We start from the raw sequence: 19464 nt of genomic DNA on the forward strand, positions 1-19464 counted from the left end.
CCGTTTATCAATTTTTAAGCCTGGAACAAAAATCCAAAGTGATTTTTGTTCCAGGCTTTATTCGTTTTTATTTTTTCATCACGAAAACCTATTCTGCTGAGAATAAGTATGGATACACAGGTTGTCCACCTTCATGAAGTTCTGTTTCTAGTTCATCGTTTTCAGAAACTAAAATAGCGATTAGCTTTTCAGCTTCTTCAACCGAACCATCTTCGCCGACAATAATTGTCACGATTTCAGTGTCTTCATCGATCATGCGGTTCAACGTGTCTAATGATGCATTAAAACGATCTGCTTCAGAAACGACGATTTTACCATCAATCATTCCTAAGAAGTCATCTTTTTTAATTTCAACGTCATCAATGGTTGTGTCACGAACAGCTGTGGTTACTTGACCACTCACAACGCTGTCTAACATTTCCGTCATACTTGCTTTGTTTTCTTCTAATGATTGTTGATCATTGAAAGCTAACATTGCTGTCATTCCTTGAGAAATGGTTTTAGATGGAACAACCGCTACTGGTACATCGGCAACTTCTGCTGCTTGATCAGCCGCCATAAAGATGTTTTTGTTATTTGGTAAGATAATGACTTGCTCTGCATTCACTTCTTTGACTGCTTTTAAAATATCTTCCGTACTTGGGTTCATTGTTTGGCCACCACTAATAATGTAGCTTGCACCTAAACTTCGGAATAATTCTTGAACGCCTTCACCGGCTGCAATAGCAATCACAGCAAACGGTACGCGAACTTTTTCAGTCAACGCTTCTTGCTGAGCATCGCGTTCAACTAACGTTTCATGTTGTAAACGCATATTGTCTACTTTTATTTTTACTAACGAACCAAATTTTTGGCCGTAGTTCATTACTTCACCTGGATGCTCAGTGTGTACGTGAACTTTGATAATTTCGTCATCGTTAACGACTAATAGAGAATCGCCTAGTTCATTTAAGTAGTTTCTGAATGTTTCATAATCAAAAGCGCTGTCCACGGTTGGGCCTTCGCCGATACGAACCATAATTTCTGTACAATAGCCAAATTTAATGTCTTCTGTCGCAACGTGGCCACTAACACCACGGTGATGTTCAGCATTCACCATTTCGTCCATTTCGGCAGGACTTGGTTCATAGGTTTCAGTTGGTAAAAATTCACCACTAAGCGCTTCTAAAAATCCTTCATAGATAAATAGTAGTCCTTGACCCCCACTATCTACAACGCCGACTTCTTTTAGGACAGGTAATAAATCAGGTGTTTTCGCTAAGGCACGTTTAGCACCTGCTACAACAGCTGTCATAACTTCGATACAGTCATCTGTTTCTTTCGCTTTACGTTCACCAGAACGCGCCGCTTCACGAGAAACAGTTAAGATTGTTCCTTCAACGGGTTTCATCACTGCTTTATACGCTGTTTCTACACCATGTGTAAAGGCAGCGGCCAAGTCTTTGGCATTTAATGTTGTAACCTCAGGAATTTGTTTTGAGAAGCCGCGGAATAATTGAGATAAAATAACCCCAGAATTTCCACGAGCACCCATTAATAACCCTTTGGATAACGCACCTGCTAATTCTCCTACTTTTTCAGAGCGAGAATCGGCCACTGCCTTTGCACCACTGGTCATTGATAAGTTCATATTTGTTCCTGTATCACCATCGGGTACAGGGAAAACGTTTAATGAGTTGACATATTCTGCATTTGTGTGCAGACGAGTCGCACCTGCCTGGACCATTTCCTGGAACTGACCTGCGCTGATTTCTGTTACATTCACCTAAAAAATCCTCCTTCAGATTTACCGCTAACGGCAACACACGACTTTCTTGTGCAATTGCATCGTTGACAGTACACTACCTCTAATCCGGTAATACACGAACTCCTTGAACAAAAACGTTAACTGAATTCGCAGTGACACCTAATAATGTTTCAAGATTATATTTTACTTTTTCTTGGACGTTACGAGAAACTTCAGAAATTTTTGTACCATAACTAACAATCGTGTAGACATCCACTGCGATTCCGTTGTCTTCTTGACGAACAACGACACCACGTGAGTAATTCTCACGACGTAAAATATCGTTTAAGTTATCTTTAATTTGATTTTTGCTTGCCATTCCGACAATTCCGTAAATATCTGTCGCAGCTCCGCCAACTACTGTAGCGATCACATCATTGGTAATCTCAATGGTACCTGCGGGTGTTTGAATTTTTACAGCCATTGATGAAAGCCTCCTTATAAGAGCACATTCGCCCTATTTTCTTCCATAACATTTTATCATATCCAGCCTTTAATTAAAAGGAAGTTCGTCAGATATTATAGACCCTTCCTCATAATTACCAACATTTGTACAATTTACAACGTTTGTCGTGCATTGTCAATGCAGAAAAAGACAAGATTCGACTTGGTTCATTGAATCTTGTCTGGTGATTTTGTTTCAACTGTAAATTAAGTAAGCCTAGGAATTTATTACATCGTTTCAAAAATCTTTACGTTATTTAAAAAAACAGCTGTCAAATAATTAAATGCCATCGCACAGGCGCCTAATATAATAAAACCAACTAAATAGACGTTCTGTGGCATCTGTAATTCTTGTAATGTAACAACTTTAAATATATCGATATAGCTGTAAGGAATAAATTTTTTCACATTAGTAAGTAGTTCGCTTTGTGCCACTAATGTATAACCAAAATAGGAAATAATTACAATTCCTATTGATGCTAGAGATTTTTTGACGAGAGCACTAATCATTGTTAGGAAAGAACTCAGAAAAAAAATAACCACTAAATAGTAAGGAATAAAGCGAAATATTAATTCCCAGACAGTTATCGTAGAATAGCCTAATTGTTCATTACCGATAATCAGTGGATAATCCCCTGTATTGAAACCGTTGAGAATTCCAGCAACTAGAAAAACAAGTCCTGCACTCCCCAGTAAAAGAGCAAAACTTAGGAACGTATTACTGAGATTCTTTTTTAAAATCAGTTGTTTAAAACCTTGCAACACGGGAGCATAGAGATAAAAACTTTTATTTTCAAAATCTCGTGAAAGGCTGTCACCCATTAAAACGATAAATAAAATAATAACTAAGACCGATGAGAGAAACTGACATAACCCGATTAAAAAAGGAAAAGCTCTAATCGGCAATCCAAGGTCCGTTTCAAAGTCCAGTTTTCTTTTATTTAATTCTGTAATTAAAAGCTGATCATTTTCCAAACGAATTCTTTCTTGTAAAGAATCTTGCCCTTGCACAGATTGTGAATTTAAAAGGATATCCTTCTTCTTACTTTCCAAATTCCAATATGTTTTGTAATTTTTTGTTGCCAAACTATCTAACTGTTTTTCTAAAAGATTTAGCATTTTTTCTGTCGATGCAATATATTCTTGAATAAATTGTTTTGTCTTATAATCAATCGAAGCTTGTTGCTCATCATTTTTAGCAGTTTTTATCTCTTCTGATAGAATAGTAATATTTTCTTTTATGCTATTTTCACTATTTATTGCAAATGTTCCCACCATTCTCATTGCCGAAAATAATTGCAAGGTACATAATAAGAAAAAAACAATTGCAAGGATGCTATTTTTTTTATTTTTCAAACTTTTCAACAATTCAAATTTCATGGGCTCCCCCCTCTATCAAGTTTTCATATAATTGATTCAAATCTAATTCTGATTTGTTGCTATAAATTTCTACTTTCTTGTCATAAACAAAGGCAATCCTGTCTGATATATCACGGACATCATATAATTGATGGGAGGACACTAAAACAAGTTTAGTTTTTTTCAACTTTTTCATTAATTGAATCGTTTTTCTTCTATTTATTGGATCTAAGCCATTCATCACTTCATCGAAGATAATAATTGGCGTATCCAAACTCACTGCTAAAACAATCAGCAAGAGCTGACGCATTCCTAAAGAATAGTTACCCACTTTTTTCTTTAATATCTCTGGTACAGCATAATAAGCAAGTAATTCATACGCTTTTTGTAATTGCGTTTCATTTAATAATAAAAGATGTTCTTCTCCACTTAATCCATCCACTAAAATTGTATCATTCAAAAAGAAACTAACTTTGCCTACGACATCGAAGGTATTGCTGACTTTGGTCCCAGCCAAATGAACAGTTCCTTCATCCACGGGGGCCATCCCTGCAATTATTTTCAGTAAGGTACTTTTCCCAGCACCATTTGGCCCCACAAATGATATCAGTTTCCCCTTATCAATAGATAGTGTCACATTTTTTAAAACCTCGTTATTTCCGTAACGCTTGCTTATGTTATCAAGTTCAATCATTTTACTAGCCTCCACCAAAATGTTATGTAAGCGGATACAGGATAGTTTAAAAAATCCTGTATCCTGAGAGCTGATTTTTTCCTATCACTACCTGTAGCTGTAATAATAAGCAGTTGTTTTCGTTTTATAGATTCCGTTCGAACCCCAATATGTGCCTTGACCACTGCGATAACAATATTGATTATAATAAATTGTTCGCCAATAGTTATCAATACGAAAAATATTTCCAGCCAAATTATAATTATAGACCATTGAGCTCTTCACTGTAGTAGCCATTGAAGCAGCTTCTACCTTTCTTCCAGAATAAAACAAGCTCAAACCTACCAATAAGAACATCGCAACAATTATTTTAAGTTGTTTTCTTTTCATAGACTTTCCTCCTAATTACTATCAGCTCTTAGAATAAACTTAGCATAATTCTTAAATAAAATACCCGTTTTTTCTTAAACGACTACTAAAACAGCCTACTTGTATTTTATATTCCGTTCTATTAATTTTAGTTTTAATTGTTTCATTCCTCGTACCGAGACTAAGCAAATATCCTCGTTGCTCATTCTAACTAATCGGTCTTTTATTGATACTTGTTTTATATGGTTTAAATTAACCAGAAAAGATTGATGACATCTACATAGGATTTCAAACTCTTTTTCAAAGTCCCTTAAAGTTCCATAAATTTCAAAATACTCAGTTGCTCGATGAATAACTATTTTATGCGGAATATCAGAAGATTCTAAATATAATATTTCTGATAAATCGACAGTTCTTATTTGATGTTTTTCTATTAACTGAACTGTTCCTCTGAATAAGTTTATTTGTTTAAAACGTTGATTTGCGACTCTTATGCACTCATGCACCCTTTTTTTCAATCGTTCTTTTTCCGTTTCTGTAATAAAATCCATTGCCTCTAGCTTATAATCATAGGATTTCCTTAGAAAACAAGGATTACTTGCTAAAAATACTAATTTACTGAAACCATCATCCAATTTTCTAACTGCTATCGCTGCTTCTAAACTATGTACATCTTCATTCTCTTCAATTTCCCAAAAAATCAGCCTCGGTTTTAGAGGATTTTTTTGAATATAAGTAATGACTTCGGAGCCCTCATTAACAGATAAGACGATTTTCATTTCAAACTTTTCTATCAGTATCAAACGAGGAATCCATTTCTCCAGCCATTCTCTGCGCCTTTTTTGTTTTTCACAAATAATTATTTCAATCATTCCAGTTCTCCTTTCACGTTTCTAATTAAATTCTAATCTAATTAGTAATTTCCTGTCAACTTTGTTCTAGACTTGTGGTTTGTTGAAAAGCTACTTTTATCACTATCAACTAAAAATCTTCTTGCAAATCAGTGCCTAATATGATAAATTAAGTTAGTATGAGCTGAATATTATCGCTCCAAGATCAAGGCAAAGGAGGAAACTTAAAATGGCAAAAGTATGTTACTTCACTGGTCGTAAGACTTCAAGTGGTAATAACCGTTCACATGCGATGAACTCAACAAAACGCACTGTGAAACCTAACTTACAAAAAGTTCGCGTATTAATCGATGGTAAACCTAAAAAAGTTTGGGTGTCAACTCGTGCTTTGAAATCTGGTAAAATCGAACGTGTTTAATAAACTTAAATAAGCAAAGCTGGACGTTCGTTGTTCGGCTTTTTTTATTGCAAAAAAAAAAAAGAAGTTGGACCTTCATCACTTTGATGAAGGTCCAACTTCTTTTTACTTATCTTTACTTTGAATAACCGCAATCATCCCTGCATCGAAGGAAAAAGCAGCGGCTTCTTCGATAAATTCATTACTTGCATACGATGTTGGGTAAGGAACATCTTGATTGGTTAATAAATATTTACTACGTCGTAGCGTCAAGTTTTCTACAGGCGTCAAACAGCAGTAGGCCAGATATTCTTTATCTGGCTCTTTTGGTACGATATACGAACCAGGGGCGTAATACTGGATGCTATTTTGACGATCGCATAGACGGATTTGACGAAGTACGCCTTGAAATCGTGGTTCAAAGGGTAACCAAAGATTGGCTAACAGGTGGTCAATTCTGCCCCCTGTCGCACCGATAATCGTCATCTCTGCTTGTGGAAATCGTTGTAAAGCTTCTTGAAGCGCTAATTGTGTGTCTGTATCATCTTTTTCAGCAGGTGCTTGAATGAGTGTTTCGGCAGTTTCTTGGACAAAATGGTATTCTTCTCGTGATAATGAATCAAAATCGCCCACTGCTAATTGTAACGGTAAATCGGTCTCTAATAAATGGAGACAGCCGCGATCAATACCTACGAAATAATCATACGTAGCTGGTTCAATGGTTGGCCAATCACTTGGATTGCCCCCAGCTACCAGTAAGACACGACTCATTTGTCTAGCACTGCTCTCAGTGCATCGATTCGTTCTTGAGGATTTTCAGCATTATAAATGTAGGAGCCTGCAACAAACACTTCCGCACCGGCTTCTTTACAACGTGCGGCAGTTTCAGGAACAATCCCGCCATCGACTTCAATTTCATAGGTGTATCCTTTTGTTTCTTTCCATTCTTTTAATTGAGCAATTTTTTCTAGTGAGTTTTCAATAAATGATTGTCCGCCAAAGCCTGGATTGACAGTCATTACCAAGACTTGATCTGCCAAATCTAATACATTTTCGATCATCGAAAGTGGTGTCCCAGGATTGATGGTTACGCCAGCTTTCACACCCGCATTTTTAATCATTTGTAAGGCACGATGAATATGGGGTGTTGCTTCTTGATGGACAGTAATAATATCCGCACCAGCTTCCGCAAAAGCATTGATATAATTTTCAGGTTGTACAATCATCAAATGAACATCCAATGGTAGTTTTGTCACTGGACGAATCGCTGAAACGATATTCGGTCCTAAGGTAATGTTGGGCACAAATTGACCGTCCATGACATCAACATGAATATAATCTGCTCCTAATTCTTCTACTAAACGGATATCTCTTTCTAAATTGGCAAAATCGGCACTTAAAATGGATGGTGCTAGTTTCATTTGGCTCGCTCCCTTTATATTTGCTATGATTTTTTCTTATAAACAGGTCGTCGATTCTCGATTTCCATTAAAAACTGTAAATAATTTTCGTAACGACTCGTCGCAATGGTTCCCGCTTCCACTTGGCGTTTCACTTCACAACCAGGTTCTTTGTGGTGCATACATTCACGAAACTTACAGTGAGAGGCCGCGGCAACAAATTCAGGAAATTGCTTTGGTAATTCCACTGCTTCCATCTCCAAGAAATCGATGGCACTAAATCCTGGTGTATCAGCAACCAAACCGTCGTATAACGGAATCAATTCCACGTGACGGGTCGTATGTTTGCCCCGTCCTAAAGATTGGGAAATTTCCGCAGTTGCTAGTTGTAAGTCTGGTGAAATTTGATTCAACAATGTTGATTTTCCAGCGCCTGATTGTCCCATAAAAACAGTCAACCGTTCTGGGAAAAAGCGTTCTAATTCTTTGGTGGCTTCTACGTCTTCCGAAGCGATCACCGCATAACCTAACGCTTCATAAATCTGTTTAATTTCAGTGACTTCTTGACGTTGCGGCTCATCTAATAGATCAACTTTCGTTAAATAAATAACTGGTTCTATATCCTTATACTCTAAGCTGACTAAGAAACGATCCAACAAATTAAACGAAAAATTTGGCGAAACCATACTCATGACAACCACACCTAGATCCACATTTGCAACAGGCGGGCGCACTAATTCATTTCGTCTTGGTAAAATTTCCAACACATAACCATCTGTTAAATTATCGCTTTCAAAAAGTACTTCATCTCCCACGAGTGGCGTAATTTTTCGATTACGAAAATTCCCTCGCGCTCTTGTTTGATATGTTTCTCCATCTGCGTATACATAATAAAAACCGCTTAACGCTTTTCTGATTTGACCTTTCAGATAAACCACTCCTAACTACTTTCGAATATACAGGATAGTGGCAGAGAAATCAAGGGAGCCTCTCGATTCTATTAATTAAAAAGAGCCTAGGACATAAGTCGAAATGACTTACCTTCCTAGACTTAAACCTTAAGATAAACGGCGGGACAGGAGCAGCTTCTTCTTATTGCTGAGAAACACTATTTGAAAAGCAAATAGATGTTAAACAGTACCTACTTGGTTCTTGAAGCTAAACACTCCTGTCCCAACCTCTTGTCTTAATTACTCGTACTACTTTCACTAGTGGTGCTTTTTGAATCATTTGCTTTTGAATAATAAACCGTAACAGAGTCGCCTTTTTTGACTTTGCTGCCAGCGGATGGGCTAGTTCGTTCAACGACTTGGCCATCGCCAGAGCCAGATAATCCTTGTTCATTGATTTTAAGGCCAGCGTTATTGATGCTGTCTTCTGCAGCTTTTGGCGAATAACCTGAAATATCAGGAACAGTTACTGAGTCACTGCCTTTGCTGACATGTAAAGTAATCGTGTCATTTTTCGGATCAACAGCGGTACCAGAAGCTGGTTCTTGACTAATCACGGTATCTTTTTCAACCTTGTCGCTTTCTTCGTCCACTCGTTTAATTTGAGATTCTGGGATACCTAAAGCAATTAAGCGACTTACCGCATTATCGTAAGAAATTCCGCTATAATCAGAAAGTGTCACTTTGTCGCTACCTTTACTTACATATAACGTCACTTGGCCATTTTTAGGTGTCACGGTGCCACCTGGTGCGGGGTCTTGCGTAATGACTAAACCTGGTTCTACCGTATCGCTTGCTTGGTCGACACGCGTAATTTGAGAGTCAGAAATGCCTAATTGTGCCAGCGCATTTACTGCATTTGTGTAAGAATAACCGGCGTAACTAGGCAAAGTAACCGCTTCTGGTCCTTCACTGACCGTTAAAGTGACGTTGTCTTTTTTCGGATCAACTTTTTTACCTGCAGCTGGTTTTTGTTTAATAATGCTATCCGTAGACACAGAATCGCTGTATTCTTTTTTCGTTGTAATTTGGTCTTCTGAAAACCCTAGTTTTTTCAAGGCTTCGACAGCAGATTCATACGATTCCTTTGTATAATCGGCCATCTCAATTTTTTCTGTTCCAGAGCTGATATATAAAGTAACAGATCGGCCTTTTTTCACAGATGATTTTGCTTCGGGGTCTGTTTTGACCACCTTGCCTTCTTCAATCTTATCGTCGGGAATTTTTTTGGTTTCACTATCGACTTTCAGCCCGGCACTTTTTAGCGCTTGTGAAGCGTCCGCTTTCGTTTCATTTGTAACATCAGGAACTTCAACGTCTTTACCACCCGACATTGCAAAGGCTAAGCCACCTATTGCTAAAGCAATTAATGCCGCAATTGCTAAGCCAATCCACAATTTTTTACGGTTTTTCTTCGGTGGTTGTTCAGCTAAAATGTCATCTGCGATATCTTCTGGGACTTCGATAGGCGTTGTCTCTTCCGGTTCAGCGATGTCTTCGGGAATCGGAGTTAATACTTTCGTTTCTCCTAATAAAGCCGTTGGTTCCCACGCAGGTTCGTTTAAACGACTGGCTGACAAGGACGTGTATAAGTCTTCTGCCATCTCATTCGCTGTTTTGTAGCGATCGCTTGGGTCTTTTGCGGTTGCATGACGAACCACATTTTCCAATGATTGAGGAATCCCTGGATCAAACATTTTAACAGAGGGAATTTCTTCTTGAAAATGTTTTAAGGCAATCGTTACGGCTGATTCACCATCAAAAGGTACATTCCCTGTTAGCATTTCATAGAGAATAATTCCCACAGCGTAAATATCTGATTGGTTAGTCGCCATGCTTCCGCGCGCTTGTTCTGGCGATAAGTAATGCACCGAACCTAACATTGTGTTCGTTTGCGTAATTGACGTTTCTGACAAAGCAATCGCAATCCCAAAGTCAGTAATTTTGACTGTGCCGTGTTCGTCAATCAGAATGTTTTGCGGTTTTAAATCCCGGTGAATAATTCTATGTTCATGTGCCATTGCGACAGCAGATAAAATTTGTTGCGTAATGTCCACAACTGTGGAATAAGGGATTGGGAAATGCGTTTGGATGTAACGTTTTAAGTCCATTCCTTTCACATATTCCATGACTAAATATTGAAGTCCATCTTCTTCGCCTACATCGTACACACTGACGATATTCGGGTGAACCAGCTCAGTTGCGGCTAGTGCTTCACGCTGAAAACGTCGGATGGCGGCTTGATCGTTTTGGAAGTCAAAGCGCAAGACTTTTACTGCAACGTCTCGGTCTAAAATTAAATCGTGTGCTAAATAAACGTTGGCCATGCCGCCGCTTCCGATGCTGCCAATAATGTGATATCGACCATTCAGCTTCTTGCCGATTTCTATCATTGGTTTTCCTCCTTCTGTTCGTCAAAGTGTATCACTAACACGGTAATGTTATCTAAACCACCCGCTTCATTTGCTTGGGCAACGAGTTGGCTTAATTTGGATTCTAAGGGATCTGACGTCTCTAAAATTTCTAAAATTTTTGTCTCAGGAACCATATTGGTTAAACCGTCCGAACATAACAGTAAATAGTCATTAGGCAGCCATTCATGATTGGTTACATCGACTTCAACAGTGCCAGGCATTCCCAAAGAACGTGTTAGGACATTTTTTCGTGGATGATTTGCAGCCATCTCACGAGTAATCTCCCCTGATTTTACTAGTTCATTCACTAAAGAATGATCTTCTGTTAATTGTAACATGTGTTGGTCACGAACTAAATAAGCACGACTGTCCCCCACATTTGCTAAGACAAATGAATCCGGTAAAAGGATGGCACCAACCACGGTTGTCCCCATTCCTAAATACTCTGGTTTCGATTGTCCGCGTTCATAAATTTTTTCATTTTCCTTTTGAATTGCTTGAATTAACCACTGTGCAGATTTTTCAGCTGAGTCGACAGACGCATTGGACCAACTCTCACCTAAATTATTGACTGCCATTTGGCTAGCGACATCACCTGCTTGGTGACCACCCATGCCATCTGCTAAAACAGCAAAGGTTATGTGTTGTTGGTTCTCAAAAACGTTGGCATAATCTTGGTTCGTATTTCTTTTGCGACCGACATCTGATTGAACGTTGATTTCCAAATTATTTCACCTCATTTGAACTAACTTTCCGCATACAGCAAATAAAGAAGCCATCTGTCATGTATTGATGGGGATACAGAACCAGTTCTTGCTCTTTTACTACTGCTTGGACGTTTTCATTTGCAACAATTTCAATTTTTTCAAATTCAGGGTGTTTGGCTAAAAAGGCTGCCACCACTTCCTGATTTTCTTCTGGCGTAATAGTACAAGTGCTATAGACCATTATACCCCATTGTTTTAGTGTTGGGGCAACACTTTCTAAGATTTCTAACTGAATTTTAGGTAAATTTTGAAAATCATTGGCCGTTTTATGGTATTTAATGTCTGGTTTACGGCGCATCAGCCCTAAGCCTGAACATGGCGCATCAACTAAAATCCGATCAAAGGTTTCTGCGGGAAATTCTTCTGCCACTTGTCGCGCATCAAGCTTTTCTGCTTGGACGACATCCGCCACATGGAGGCGTTGCGCATTTTCATTAATTAGCTTAATTTTGTGCGCATGAATATCTAAAGAAGTCACACGACCACCTGCTTCAGCCTCTAAAAAAGTTGCGATATGAGTCGTTTTACCACCAGGAGCCGCGCAGGCATCCAAAACACGATGATGCGGTTCAATTTGCATCGCTGGAGCCACGAGCATAGAGCTTTCATCTTGAATGGTTAAACAACCGTTAATAAACAGTTCACTGCCAGCTAAATAGCCTTTTTCAGCGACAACACCATAAGGGGAAAGTTGACTTTCCTTTGCGGCAATCCCTGTTTCTTGTAATTCTTCCAGCGCTTCTTCTCGTGAAATAAACCGTGTGTTTACTCGGCCACTCGCATGGCTTTTTTCAAATAATGATAAACCTAACTGCCGTGTTTCTTCTTCGCCTAATTGGGCAAGTAATTTTTCTGTTAACCAACGTGGCATGCTAATTTCCGTTGCTAAACGATCAACTGGATCGCTAATTGCGGCCAAACTAGGTGCTCCATTTCGTTGGAACGCCCGCAGCACGCCATTCACGAATTTACCAATCCCAGGATTGCCACGACGTTTGCCAATTTCAACCGCTTCATTAATGACTGCGTGATCAGGCACTTTATCTAAATAAAGTAATTGATATAACGATAAAATCAATAAATTTTTCACCCAATTATCGACTTTTTGCGGTTTCTTAACAAATGGTGTTAAGTAGTATTCCAACAATAATTTGCGACTAATTGTGCCGTAGACAAGTTCTGTAAACAAGCGGCCATCTTTCTCGCTTAGTTCTGATTTTGTCATCATTTCATTAAGTAAAAGATTGGAGTACGCCCCACCTTTATCCACACGTTCGATGGTTTCTAAAGCAACGTATCGAACAGAACGTTTTAATTTCTTGGGGATTTTTTCAGCCATTTTTATTAGTCCACCTTATCTTTTTCTGCGACATTTTGACCAACGCCATTTAAAAATTCTTGAATCGTTAATTGACCTTTACCTGCTGGTTGCAGGCGATCAATTTGAAGGACTGTCCCTTCACCACAAGCAATCCATAGCGCTTTTTTACTACGCTGGATAATCGTTCCTGGGGCGCTGGTTGTTGTTTCAGTCAGTGGTGTCACTGCCCAAATTTTCCAGTTGGTCCCTTGATAGGTTGTGAACGCTGTTGGCCAAGGACGCATACCACGCACTTGGTTATCAATTGCCTCAGCAGTTTTTTGCCAGTCAATTCGTTCTTGTTCCCGGGTAATATTTGGTGAAAAAGTAGCCTCTTCTTCCACTTGTGGAATAGGCGTGATTTCGCCAGCAATTAGCTTAGGTAACGTCTCTAATAAAAGTTCTTTTCCTAGAATGCTTAATTTTTCAAACATGGTGCCTACATCGTCTTGTTTCGTAATCGGAATTGCACGTTGCGCTAAAATCGCGCCAGCATCCATTTTTTTCACCATTTCCATAATCGTGACGCCTGTTTCTTTTTCTCCTTCAATAATCGAGTAATGTACAGGTGCGCCGCCACGATATTTTGGTAAAAGTGAGGCATGGACATTAATCGCACCTAGTTTGGGCGCTTTTAAAATTTTCTCTGGTAAAAATTGTCCAAAGGCTGCTGTCACAATTAAATCTGGTGCTAAGTCAATCACTTTTTCCATTTCAGGAGAACCTGAAATTTTCTCTGGTTGTAAGACTAATAAGTTATGTTTTAAAGCTGCTTCTTTGACAGGCGTTGGGGTAATCACTTTTTTTCGGCCAACTGGTCGATCTGGTTGCGTGACAACCGCTTGAACGTCATAGCCTGCCTCGATTAAACTTTCTAAAATCGGAACAGAAAAGGCTGGTGTGCCCATAAATACAATTTTAGTCATCAAAATGTTCCTCCATATACGCTTCTAAATCTTCTGGTGCAATTTTCTCAATCATTTTATCGATAAATAACTCGCCGTTCAAATGATCAATTTCGTGTTGAAAAGCTCGAGCTAAATAGCCGTAAGCCGTAACTTCCATTTCTTCACCTTCACGGTCAAAATAACGGACAGTCACTTCATCTGCTCGTTCAACGGTTCCATATGTTTCTGGAATACTTAAACAGCCTTCCACATCAATACTGGTTCCTTTTTTTTCAATAATCACAGGATTAATTAGTTCAAAACGACCAGATTCTTCATCGATTTCAATCACTGCCATTTGCAAATTTTTCCCAATTTGCGGGGCCGCTAAGCCAATCCCATCATGGGCCAGCATTGTTTCATACATATCCTCTAGTAACTGCACAATTTCATCGGTAATAATCGTCACAGGTTGAGCCTTCATTTTTAAGTGTTCGTTCGGGTGAATCACAACTGGATAGCGCATAAGTGCTCCTTTCAAAGCTGTATTTTTTAAATAAAATTCATGGGTTCTGCATCAATGGAAAGCTTTAAGCCACGAGCCGTTGCTCGTTGTGTATCGGTTAAAATTTCTTTCAATAATGGTTGAAGCATTGGTTCTTGTTTATACTTGATAATCACTTGATAAAAGTATCGATTATTGACACGCATAATTGCGTTGGGCGTTGGTCCCAACAAAATAGCTTGCGGCGATAAGCCTTGTTTTAATTTCGTCGCAATTTGAAACATTTGTTTCGCTGCTTCATTCTCTTCAGGATGACTGGCCGTAATTTGGACCGTAAAATAGTACGGTGGATAATCCCCACGATGGCGGATATACATTTCTTTTGTATAAAAATCTTCATAATCTTGGGCTTTTGCCAATTGTATCGCATAATGCTCGGGGTTAAAAGATTGAATGATGACTTCCCCCGGTTTTTCAGCGCGACCAGCGCGACCGCTGACCTGTGTCAATAATTGGAAGGTCCGTTCACTGGAACGAAAATCGGGTAAATTCAAGGCGGTATCAGCATTTAAGACACCGACTAATGTCACATTTGGAAAGTCCAGTCCTTTGGCAATCATTTGTGTGCCTAATAAGATATCCGCTTGTCCTTCACCAAATGTTCGCAAAATCTTTTCATGCGCACCTTTGCGACGGGTCGTATCAACATCCATTCGGAGAATGCGACTGTCTGGTAACAACGTTTGTAATTCTTCTTCTACTTTTTGTGTGCCTGTTCCGTAGTAGCGAATTTTATCTTGGCCACAGTTAGGACAGCGATAAGGAATCCGTTCTTCATGTCCACAATAATGACATTTCATTGTTTTGCTATCCATATGCAAAGTTAAGGAAATATCACAATTCGGACACGGCAACACATAGCCACAATCGCGACACATCACAAATGACGAATAGCCACGGCGATTAAGTAGGAGAACACTTTGTTCGTTTTTCTCTAAGCGTTCTTGGAGTTTTTCTTGCAACGACATGGAAAAAGAAGAGACATTGCCATTTTCTACTTCTTGCCGCATATCCACTACATCAATCGTAGGCAAGGTTGCCGCTTGATTGGCCCGCTGTGTTAATCGTAACCGCTGATAAACATTTTTTTGTGCGCGAGCGCGTGATTCCAAGGACGGCGTGGCACTGCCTAAAACAACAGGGCAATGATGATACTCTGAACGCCAAATCGCTAAATCTCTCGCGTGGTAGCGGGGGGTTTCTTCTTGTTTATAACTTGCCTCGTGTTCTTCATCAATAATGATCACACCGATGTTTTCGATTGGCGCAAAAATGGCTGAACGCGCACCAACCACAACTTCCGCTTCTCCTCGTTCAATCTTCCGCCACTCATCATATTTTTCACCTTGCGATAAGCCACTGTGCATTACAGCAACATGTTCGCCAAAGCGACTTTTAAAGCGTTGCACCATTTGCGGAGTTAAAGAAATTTCAGGGACAAGCATAATGGCTGTTTTGCCTTGGTTAAGAACTTCTGCAATGACCTGTAGATAAACTTCTGTTTTCCCGCTTCCTGTAATACCTTCCAATAAGTAGGTTTGGCTTTGCTGTTCTTGGACCGATTGTAAGATTGTTTCCACAGCCACCTGTTGTTCTGCATTCAAAGATAACGCAGTCGTTTTTTCAAACGTCTGATTAGCAAACGGATCACGATACGCTTCTTTTTCAACGAACGTTAACCAACCATTTTTGGCCGCTTCATTTAAAAGCGCGGTACTGAAACCTAATTCTTTCATTTCCTTCACGGCAGTGACTTTTTCAGTACCCAAGCGTTGTAAATAGTAAAGAAGTTGCTCTTTCTTCTTGGCTCCCTTGCGTAAACCCAAACGAATTTCCTCTAATTGTTCAAATTCCTTAGCGGCTTGAATAAAGCGGACCATTTTGACTTTATTTCTCGTCGTAACTTCGTAGCGAATATCGACTTTTTGCTGTTTACGCAACGCCATTAGTTGAGGCAAAATCCCACGTTCTTGCGCTTGGTCCCACGAAATTTCCTCTAAACCATAAAATAACTGATCTTGTAATTCTTCAGAAAGCTCATCCGTTAAATAAATATATTTTTGGTAATCGGCACGCATTACGCTAGGCAACATGGTTTGCAAACAAGTGATTTTAAAGGCAAACGTTTTTTCCTTCATATAATCAGCTAAAGCCAACATTTCTGTATTTAAGACAGGTTTTAAATCCAACACCGCCACTAGTTCTTTCAACTGAACATTGGTTTCGTCAAGAACCGTTGCAGCCATTGGTTCAATGGCTAGAACAAACCCTTGAACATGCCGATTACCATTACCAAAAGGCACTTCTACACGCATGCCGACAGCCAATTGCTCATTTAAATTTTCAGGAACTAAATAAGTGAATGGTTGATCGGTTTGCATCGTTGGTACATCCACAATAACTTTGGCTACTTTTTGCATGGTGCATCCTCCTTTTTATGTAAATTCTCTTTGCCTATTGTACTAAAGATTGACTGATTTGTCTTGTGTGTCTCGTTGGCACCTTTCAGAATAAACGAAGAGAAAGCCTCTGAAATAGACAGACGGCTTTCTCCATTCGTTGACAATCATTCAATTAATTTTTTTCGTCACGTAAACGGTTTTCTAATTCTTTTTGTTCTTGTTCACGTTGGCGTTTGCGTTCTTCACGTTCAATGCGTAGACGTTCGCGTTTTTCTTCAGGATTTGGATCACTGATCACTGTTCCTGCTTCGATTTCTTCTAACGCACGACCCACACTTTTTACAGAATCAAAGGATTCAACGGTTGGTTGAACGCCTTCATCTAATTCATGCGCACGTTTGCTTGCTAAAATAACCAAAGAATATTTTGAAGGGACTTCTTTTAACAATGAGTCAATTGACGGTTTTAACATCATAAGGCTACATCTCCTCTAACATTTTAATATATTTTCCAATTACACGGTCAACACGGAAGTGCTCACTCGCGATAATGTCTTTAATTCGTTGCACGGCTAAAGGAACTTCATCATTCACTACCGCATAATCATACAGCGCCATCATTTCGATTTCTTCTCTGGCCACAGCCATTCGTTCTTCAATCACAGACATTTCGTCTGTTCCGCGGCCAATAATTCTTGATTTTAATTCCGCTAAATCGGGAGGTGTCAAAAAGATAAATACGCCATCAGGCACTTTGTCTTTGACTTGTTTAGCCCCTTGGACTTCGATTTCTAAAAAGACGTCTTTGCCTTCATCTAGCGTCTGGTTAACATACGTTAATGGTGTCCCATAATAGTTACCAACATATTCCGCATATTCCAACATTTCTCCAGCTTCAATCATCGCTTCAAATTCTTCTCTTGAACGGAAATAGTAATCTACTCCATCCACTTCGCCTTCTCGCTGTTTCCGAGTGGTCATTGAGATTGAATATTGAAAATCATTTTCTTCACTGTCGAAAATAGCCTTTCTTACAGTCCCTTTCCCCACTCCTGAAGGACCTGACAATACGATTAATAACCCGCGCTCTGACATAACGACTTCCTTTCAAAACATAATTTCACAGTATTAGTTCTATTTTGCACTTTTTTTCTGCAATTTTCAAGACTTTCTTGGAGATTCACTGAAAAAATAACATTTCTTCTTTAATTTGGCTTTCATAACTTGTTCTTTTTTTAAACAAATTACCTAGAATTCCTATACAGGCAGCCATTTTTTAAGTAAAATGAAGTGATGACTCCTTTAGGATGAAAAAACGTGAATAAGAAAGGACTGAGAAACATCGCACGAATTAAACAATTTACATTGTTTCTGCTAGGCTTAGTTGTCAGTTGCGGGGCCTTTTTTGCCCAACCTACTGTGACTCACGCAGAAGAAGATATTACCGCGATTGCTAAAAAAATGGGGACGACTCTGAAAGCGGATGGCATTCCCAAAGCAGCCATCGTTGTTGATGCTGATTCTGGAGAAATTCTCTGGTCGCAGCAACCAGATTTAGCGTGGAATCCTGCCAGTATTGCCAAAGTGATGACCATGTACTTGGCCTTTGAAGCAATGGAGCAAGGAAAATTTACAATGGATACGACTGTGACTGCTACGCAAAAAGATGTCGATATTTCTAAAATATATGCCATTAGTAATAACAAAATTACGTTAGGTGTGGCTTATCCAGTCCGTGAACTGTTAAAAATGATTGCTGTCCCCTCTTCTAATGTGGCGACTCTCATGTTGGCAAATTTAATTTCAGGGAACCAGCCTACTGACTTTGTTCATTTAATGAATCAAAAAGCGGCTGAATTAGGGATGACAAATACTACCTATTACAACTGCAGTGGGGCGCAAGCAAGTGCCTTTAACGGCCTGTATCAAATGCAAGGAATTGACCCAAATGGCGATAACGTCTCTACAGCTAGAGATTTAGCTTCACTAACCTATCATTTTCTGAAAAATTATCCAGAAATTTTAGAAATCACCAATAAACCAGTGGTGAAAACAATGGTCGGCACGCCTTACGAGGAAACTTTTGAAGCGTACAATTATTCTTTGCCAGGCGCTAAGTATGGCTACCAAGGCGTGGATGGTTTAAAAACAGGCTCTAGTCCAACAGGTGGCTTTAACTATATTGCGACTGTCAAACAAGGGGATTTCCGTTTAATTGAAGTCATTTTAGGCGTTGGTAATTGGCAAAACCAAGATGGTGAATACGAACGTCATGTGGCTGGGAATGCTTTGCTGGACTATGCCTATACGACATACGAACGCAAAAAACTTTTAGACAAAGGACCACAAACCATTGATCACAAAAAAGTCACTTTGGCTAACGATTTATACGGTGTCGTTCCCAAAGGCAGTCAGCCTACTTTTAAATTAGTAGCAGGGCAGGTGCAAGTCGACACGCCGTTGACATTGTTAAATAGTACTGTTCAAGCGCCTAAAGTGGCTTACCAAGAAGTTAAGCCAAAACAAACAACAGCTGAAGCTGCGGCAGAATCAAACGAACATTCTGGGGATACCACCGTTGCAGAACCGAATCATTTTATTCCTAAATCGATTGCCACAAGTGTTTTAGTCCTTTTCGGGCTGATTTTCTCAGTAATTACCCGTCAGCTTCAAAAACGTTTAGAACGTCAGAAAAAACACGGCAAAGAAAGCAGTAAAACTGCATCCATGCGGACAATCTTTTTAAGTGCCGCAGTTCTTTCTTTCCTATGCGCCGTTGGCTTGTTTCTTTTATTCTAATTAAAAAAATACCACCAAGCGTGAAATGCTTGGTGGTATTTT

At 39.2% G+C, this 19464-nt stretch carries 19 protein-coding genes; 2 read left to right on the forward strand and 17 right to left on the reverse strand.

Annotation, left to right across the window (positions count from 1 at the left end):
• Positions 1-88: 88 nt before the first annotated feature.
• From IGJ90_RS12935 to IGJ90_RS12960, 6 genes are all read right to left on the reverse strand, one after another.
• Complete coding sequence (locus tag IGJ90_RS12935) at positions 89-1765, reverse strand: DAK2 domain-containing protein (RefSeq protein ID WP_002354936.1); 1677 nt, start codon at positions 1763-1765, stop codon at positions 89-91.
• Positions 1766-1847: 82 nt separating this feature from the next.
• Entirely contained in the window at positions 1848-2210 is a 363-nt protein-coding gene (locus IGJ90_RS12940; RefSeq protein ID WP_002354933.1) for an Asp23/Gls24 family envelope stress response protein, read from the reverse strand.
• A gap of 248 nt (positions 2211-2458) precedes the next feature.
• Positions 2459-3514: an ABC transporter permease gene (locus tag IGJ90_RS12945; RefSeq protein ID WP_025186705.1), complete on the reverse strand. Its 1056-nt coding sequence runs from the start codon at positions 3512-3514 to the stop codon at positions 2459-2461.
• A gap of 85 nt (positions 3515-3599) precedes the next feature.
• Positions 3600-4283 (reverse strand): ATP-binding cassette domain-containing protein, encoded by a 684-nt coding sequence (locus tag IGJ90_RS12950; protein ID WP_010713717.1) that lies wholly within the window; start codon positions 4281-4283, stop codon positions 3600-3602.
• A gap of 87 nt (positions 4284-4370) precedes the next feature.
• On the reverse strand, positions 4371-4652 hold the full coding sequence (locus IGJ90_RS12955) for a hypothetical protein (RefSeq protein WP_002367429.1): 282 nt from the start codon (positions 4650-4652) through the stop codon (positions 4371-4373).
• 95 nt (positions 4653-4747) lie between these two features.
• Positions 4748-5503: a LytR/AlgR family response regulator transcription factor gene (locus tag IGJ90_RS12960; RefSeq protein WP_438768240.1), complete on the reverse strand. Its 756-nt coding sequence runs from the start codon at positions 5501-5503 to the stop codon at positions 4748-4750.
• Positions 5504-5711: 208 nt separating this feature from the next.
• Here IGJ90_RS12960 and rpmB point away from each other — a divergent pair, with 208 nt between their 5' ends.
• Positions 5712-5900 (forward strand): 50S ribosomal protein L28, encoded by a 189-nt coding sequence (rpmB, locus tag IGJ90_RS12965; RefSeq protein ID WP_002354928.1) that lies wholly within the window; start codon positions 5712-5714, stop codon positions 5898-5900.
• 105 nt (positions 5901-6005) lie between these two features.
• Here rpmB and IGJ90_RS12970 read toward each other — a convergent pair whose 3' ends face one another.
• The 11 genes from IGJ90_RS12970 to gmk form a co-directional block, all read right to left on the reverse strand.
• Entirely contained in the window at positions 6006-6650 is a 645-nt protein-coding gene (locus IGJ90_RS12970) for a thiamine diphosphokinase (protein WP_002367432.1), read from the reverse strand.
• The gene (rpe, locus tag IGJ90_RS12975; protein WP_002354925.1) at positions 6647-7300 is read right to left on the reverse strand and encodes a ribulose-phosphate 3-epimerase; all 654 of its coding nucleotides are present in this window, start codon (positions 7298-7300) and stop codon (positions 6647-6649) included. Before rpe ends, IGJ90_RS12970 begins: the two co-directional genes overlap by 4 nt.
• A gap of 23 nt (positions 7301-7323) precedes the next feature.
• Positions 7324-8217 carry a ribosome small subunit-dependent GTPase A gene (gene rsgA, locus IGJ90_RS12980; protein WP_002372815.1) on the reverse strand — a complete coding sequence of 298 codons (894 nt, stop codon included), beginning with the start codon at positions 8215-8217 and terminating at the stop codon, positions 7324-7326.
• Positions 8218-8465: 248 nt separating this feature from the next.
• Positions 8466-10622 (reverse strand): serine/threonine protein kinase IreK, encoded by a 2157-nt coding sequence (gene ireK, locus IGJ90_RS12985; RefSeq protein ID WP_438768243.1) that lies wholly within the window; start codon positions 10620-10622, stop codon positions 8466-8468.
• The gene (locus IGJ90_RS12990) at positions 10619-11368 is read right to left on the reverse strand and encodes a Stp1/IreP family PP2C-type Ser/Thr phosphatase (protein WP_002354922.1); all 750 of its coding nucleotides are present in this window, start codon (positions 11366-11368) and stop codon (positions 10619-10621) included. Before IGJ90_RS12990 ends, ireK begins: the two co-directional genes overlap by 4 nt.
• 1 nt (position 11369) lies before the next feature.
• The gene (gene rsmB / locus IGJ90_RS12995; RefSeq protein WP_002354921.1) at positions 11370-12749 is read right to left on the reverse strand and encodes a 16S rRNA (cytosine(967)-C(5))-methyltransferase RsmB; all 1380 of its coding nucleotides are present in this window, start codon (positions 12747-12749) and stop codon (positions 11370-11372) included.
• Positions 12750-12754: 5 nt separating this feature from the next.
• Positions 12755-13696 carry a methionyl-tRNA formyltransferase gene (fmt, locus tag IGJ90_RS13000; RefSeq protein WP_002368448.1) on the reverse strand — a complete coding sequence of 314 codons (942 nt, stop codon included), beginning with the start codon at positions 13694-13696 and terminating at the stop codon, positions 12755-12757.
• The gene (gene def, locus IGJ90_RS13005) at positions 13689-14183 is read right to left on the reverse strand and encodes a peptide deformylase (RefSeq protein WP_002371656.1); all 495 of its coding nucleotides are present in this window, start codon (positions 14181-14183) and stop codon (positions 13689-13691) included. Before def ends, fmt begins: the two co-directional genes overlap by 8 nt.
• Before the next feature lie 26 nt (positions 14184-14209).
• Positions 14210-16642: a primosomal protein N' gene (priA, locus tag IGJ90_RS13010; RefSeq protein ID WP_002415651.1), complete on the reverse strand. Its 2433-nt coding sequence runs from the start codon at positions 16640-16642 to the stop codon at positions 14210-14212.
• Positions 16643-16796: 154 nt separating this feature from the next.
• Complete coding sequence (rpoZ, locus tag IGJ90_RS13015) at positions 16797-17099, reverse strand: DNA-directed RNA polymerase subunit omega (RefSeq protein ID WP_002354916.1); 303 nt, start codon at positions 17097-17099, stop codon at positions 16797-16799.
• A 4-nt stretch (positions 17100-17103) separates the two neighbouring features.
• Positions 17104-17718 (reverse strand): guanylate kinase, encoded by a 615-nt coding sequence (gene gmk, locus IGJ90_RS13020; protein WP_002354915.1) that lies wholly within the window; start codon positions 17716-17718, stop codon positions 17104-17106.
• A gap of 222 nt (positions 17719-17940) precedes the next feature.
• Between gmk and IGJ90_RS13025 the strand changes: the two genes are divergently transcribed.
• Complete coding sequence (locus IGJ90_RS13025; RefSeq protein WP_438768246.1) at positions 17941-19422, forward strand: DUF1958 domain-containing protein; 1482 nt, start codon at positions 17941-17943, stop codon at positions 19420-19422.
• Positions 19423-19464 lie beyond the last annotated feature (42 nt).

The organism is Enterococcus sp. AZ129, from assembly GCF_051714505.1.
GTDB classification, from domain to species: domain Bacteria; phylum Bacillota; class Bacilli; order Lactobacillales; family Enterococcaceae; genus Enterococcus; species Enterococcus faecalis.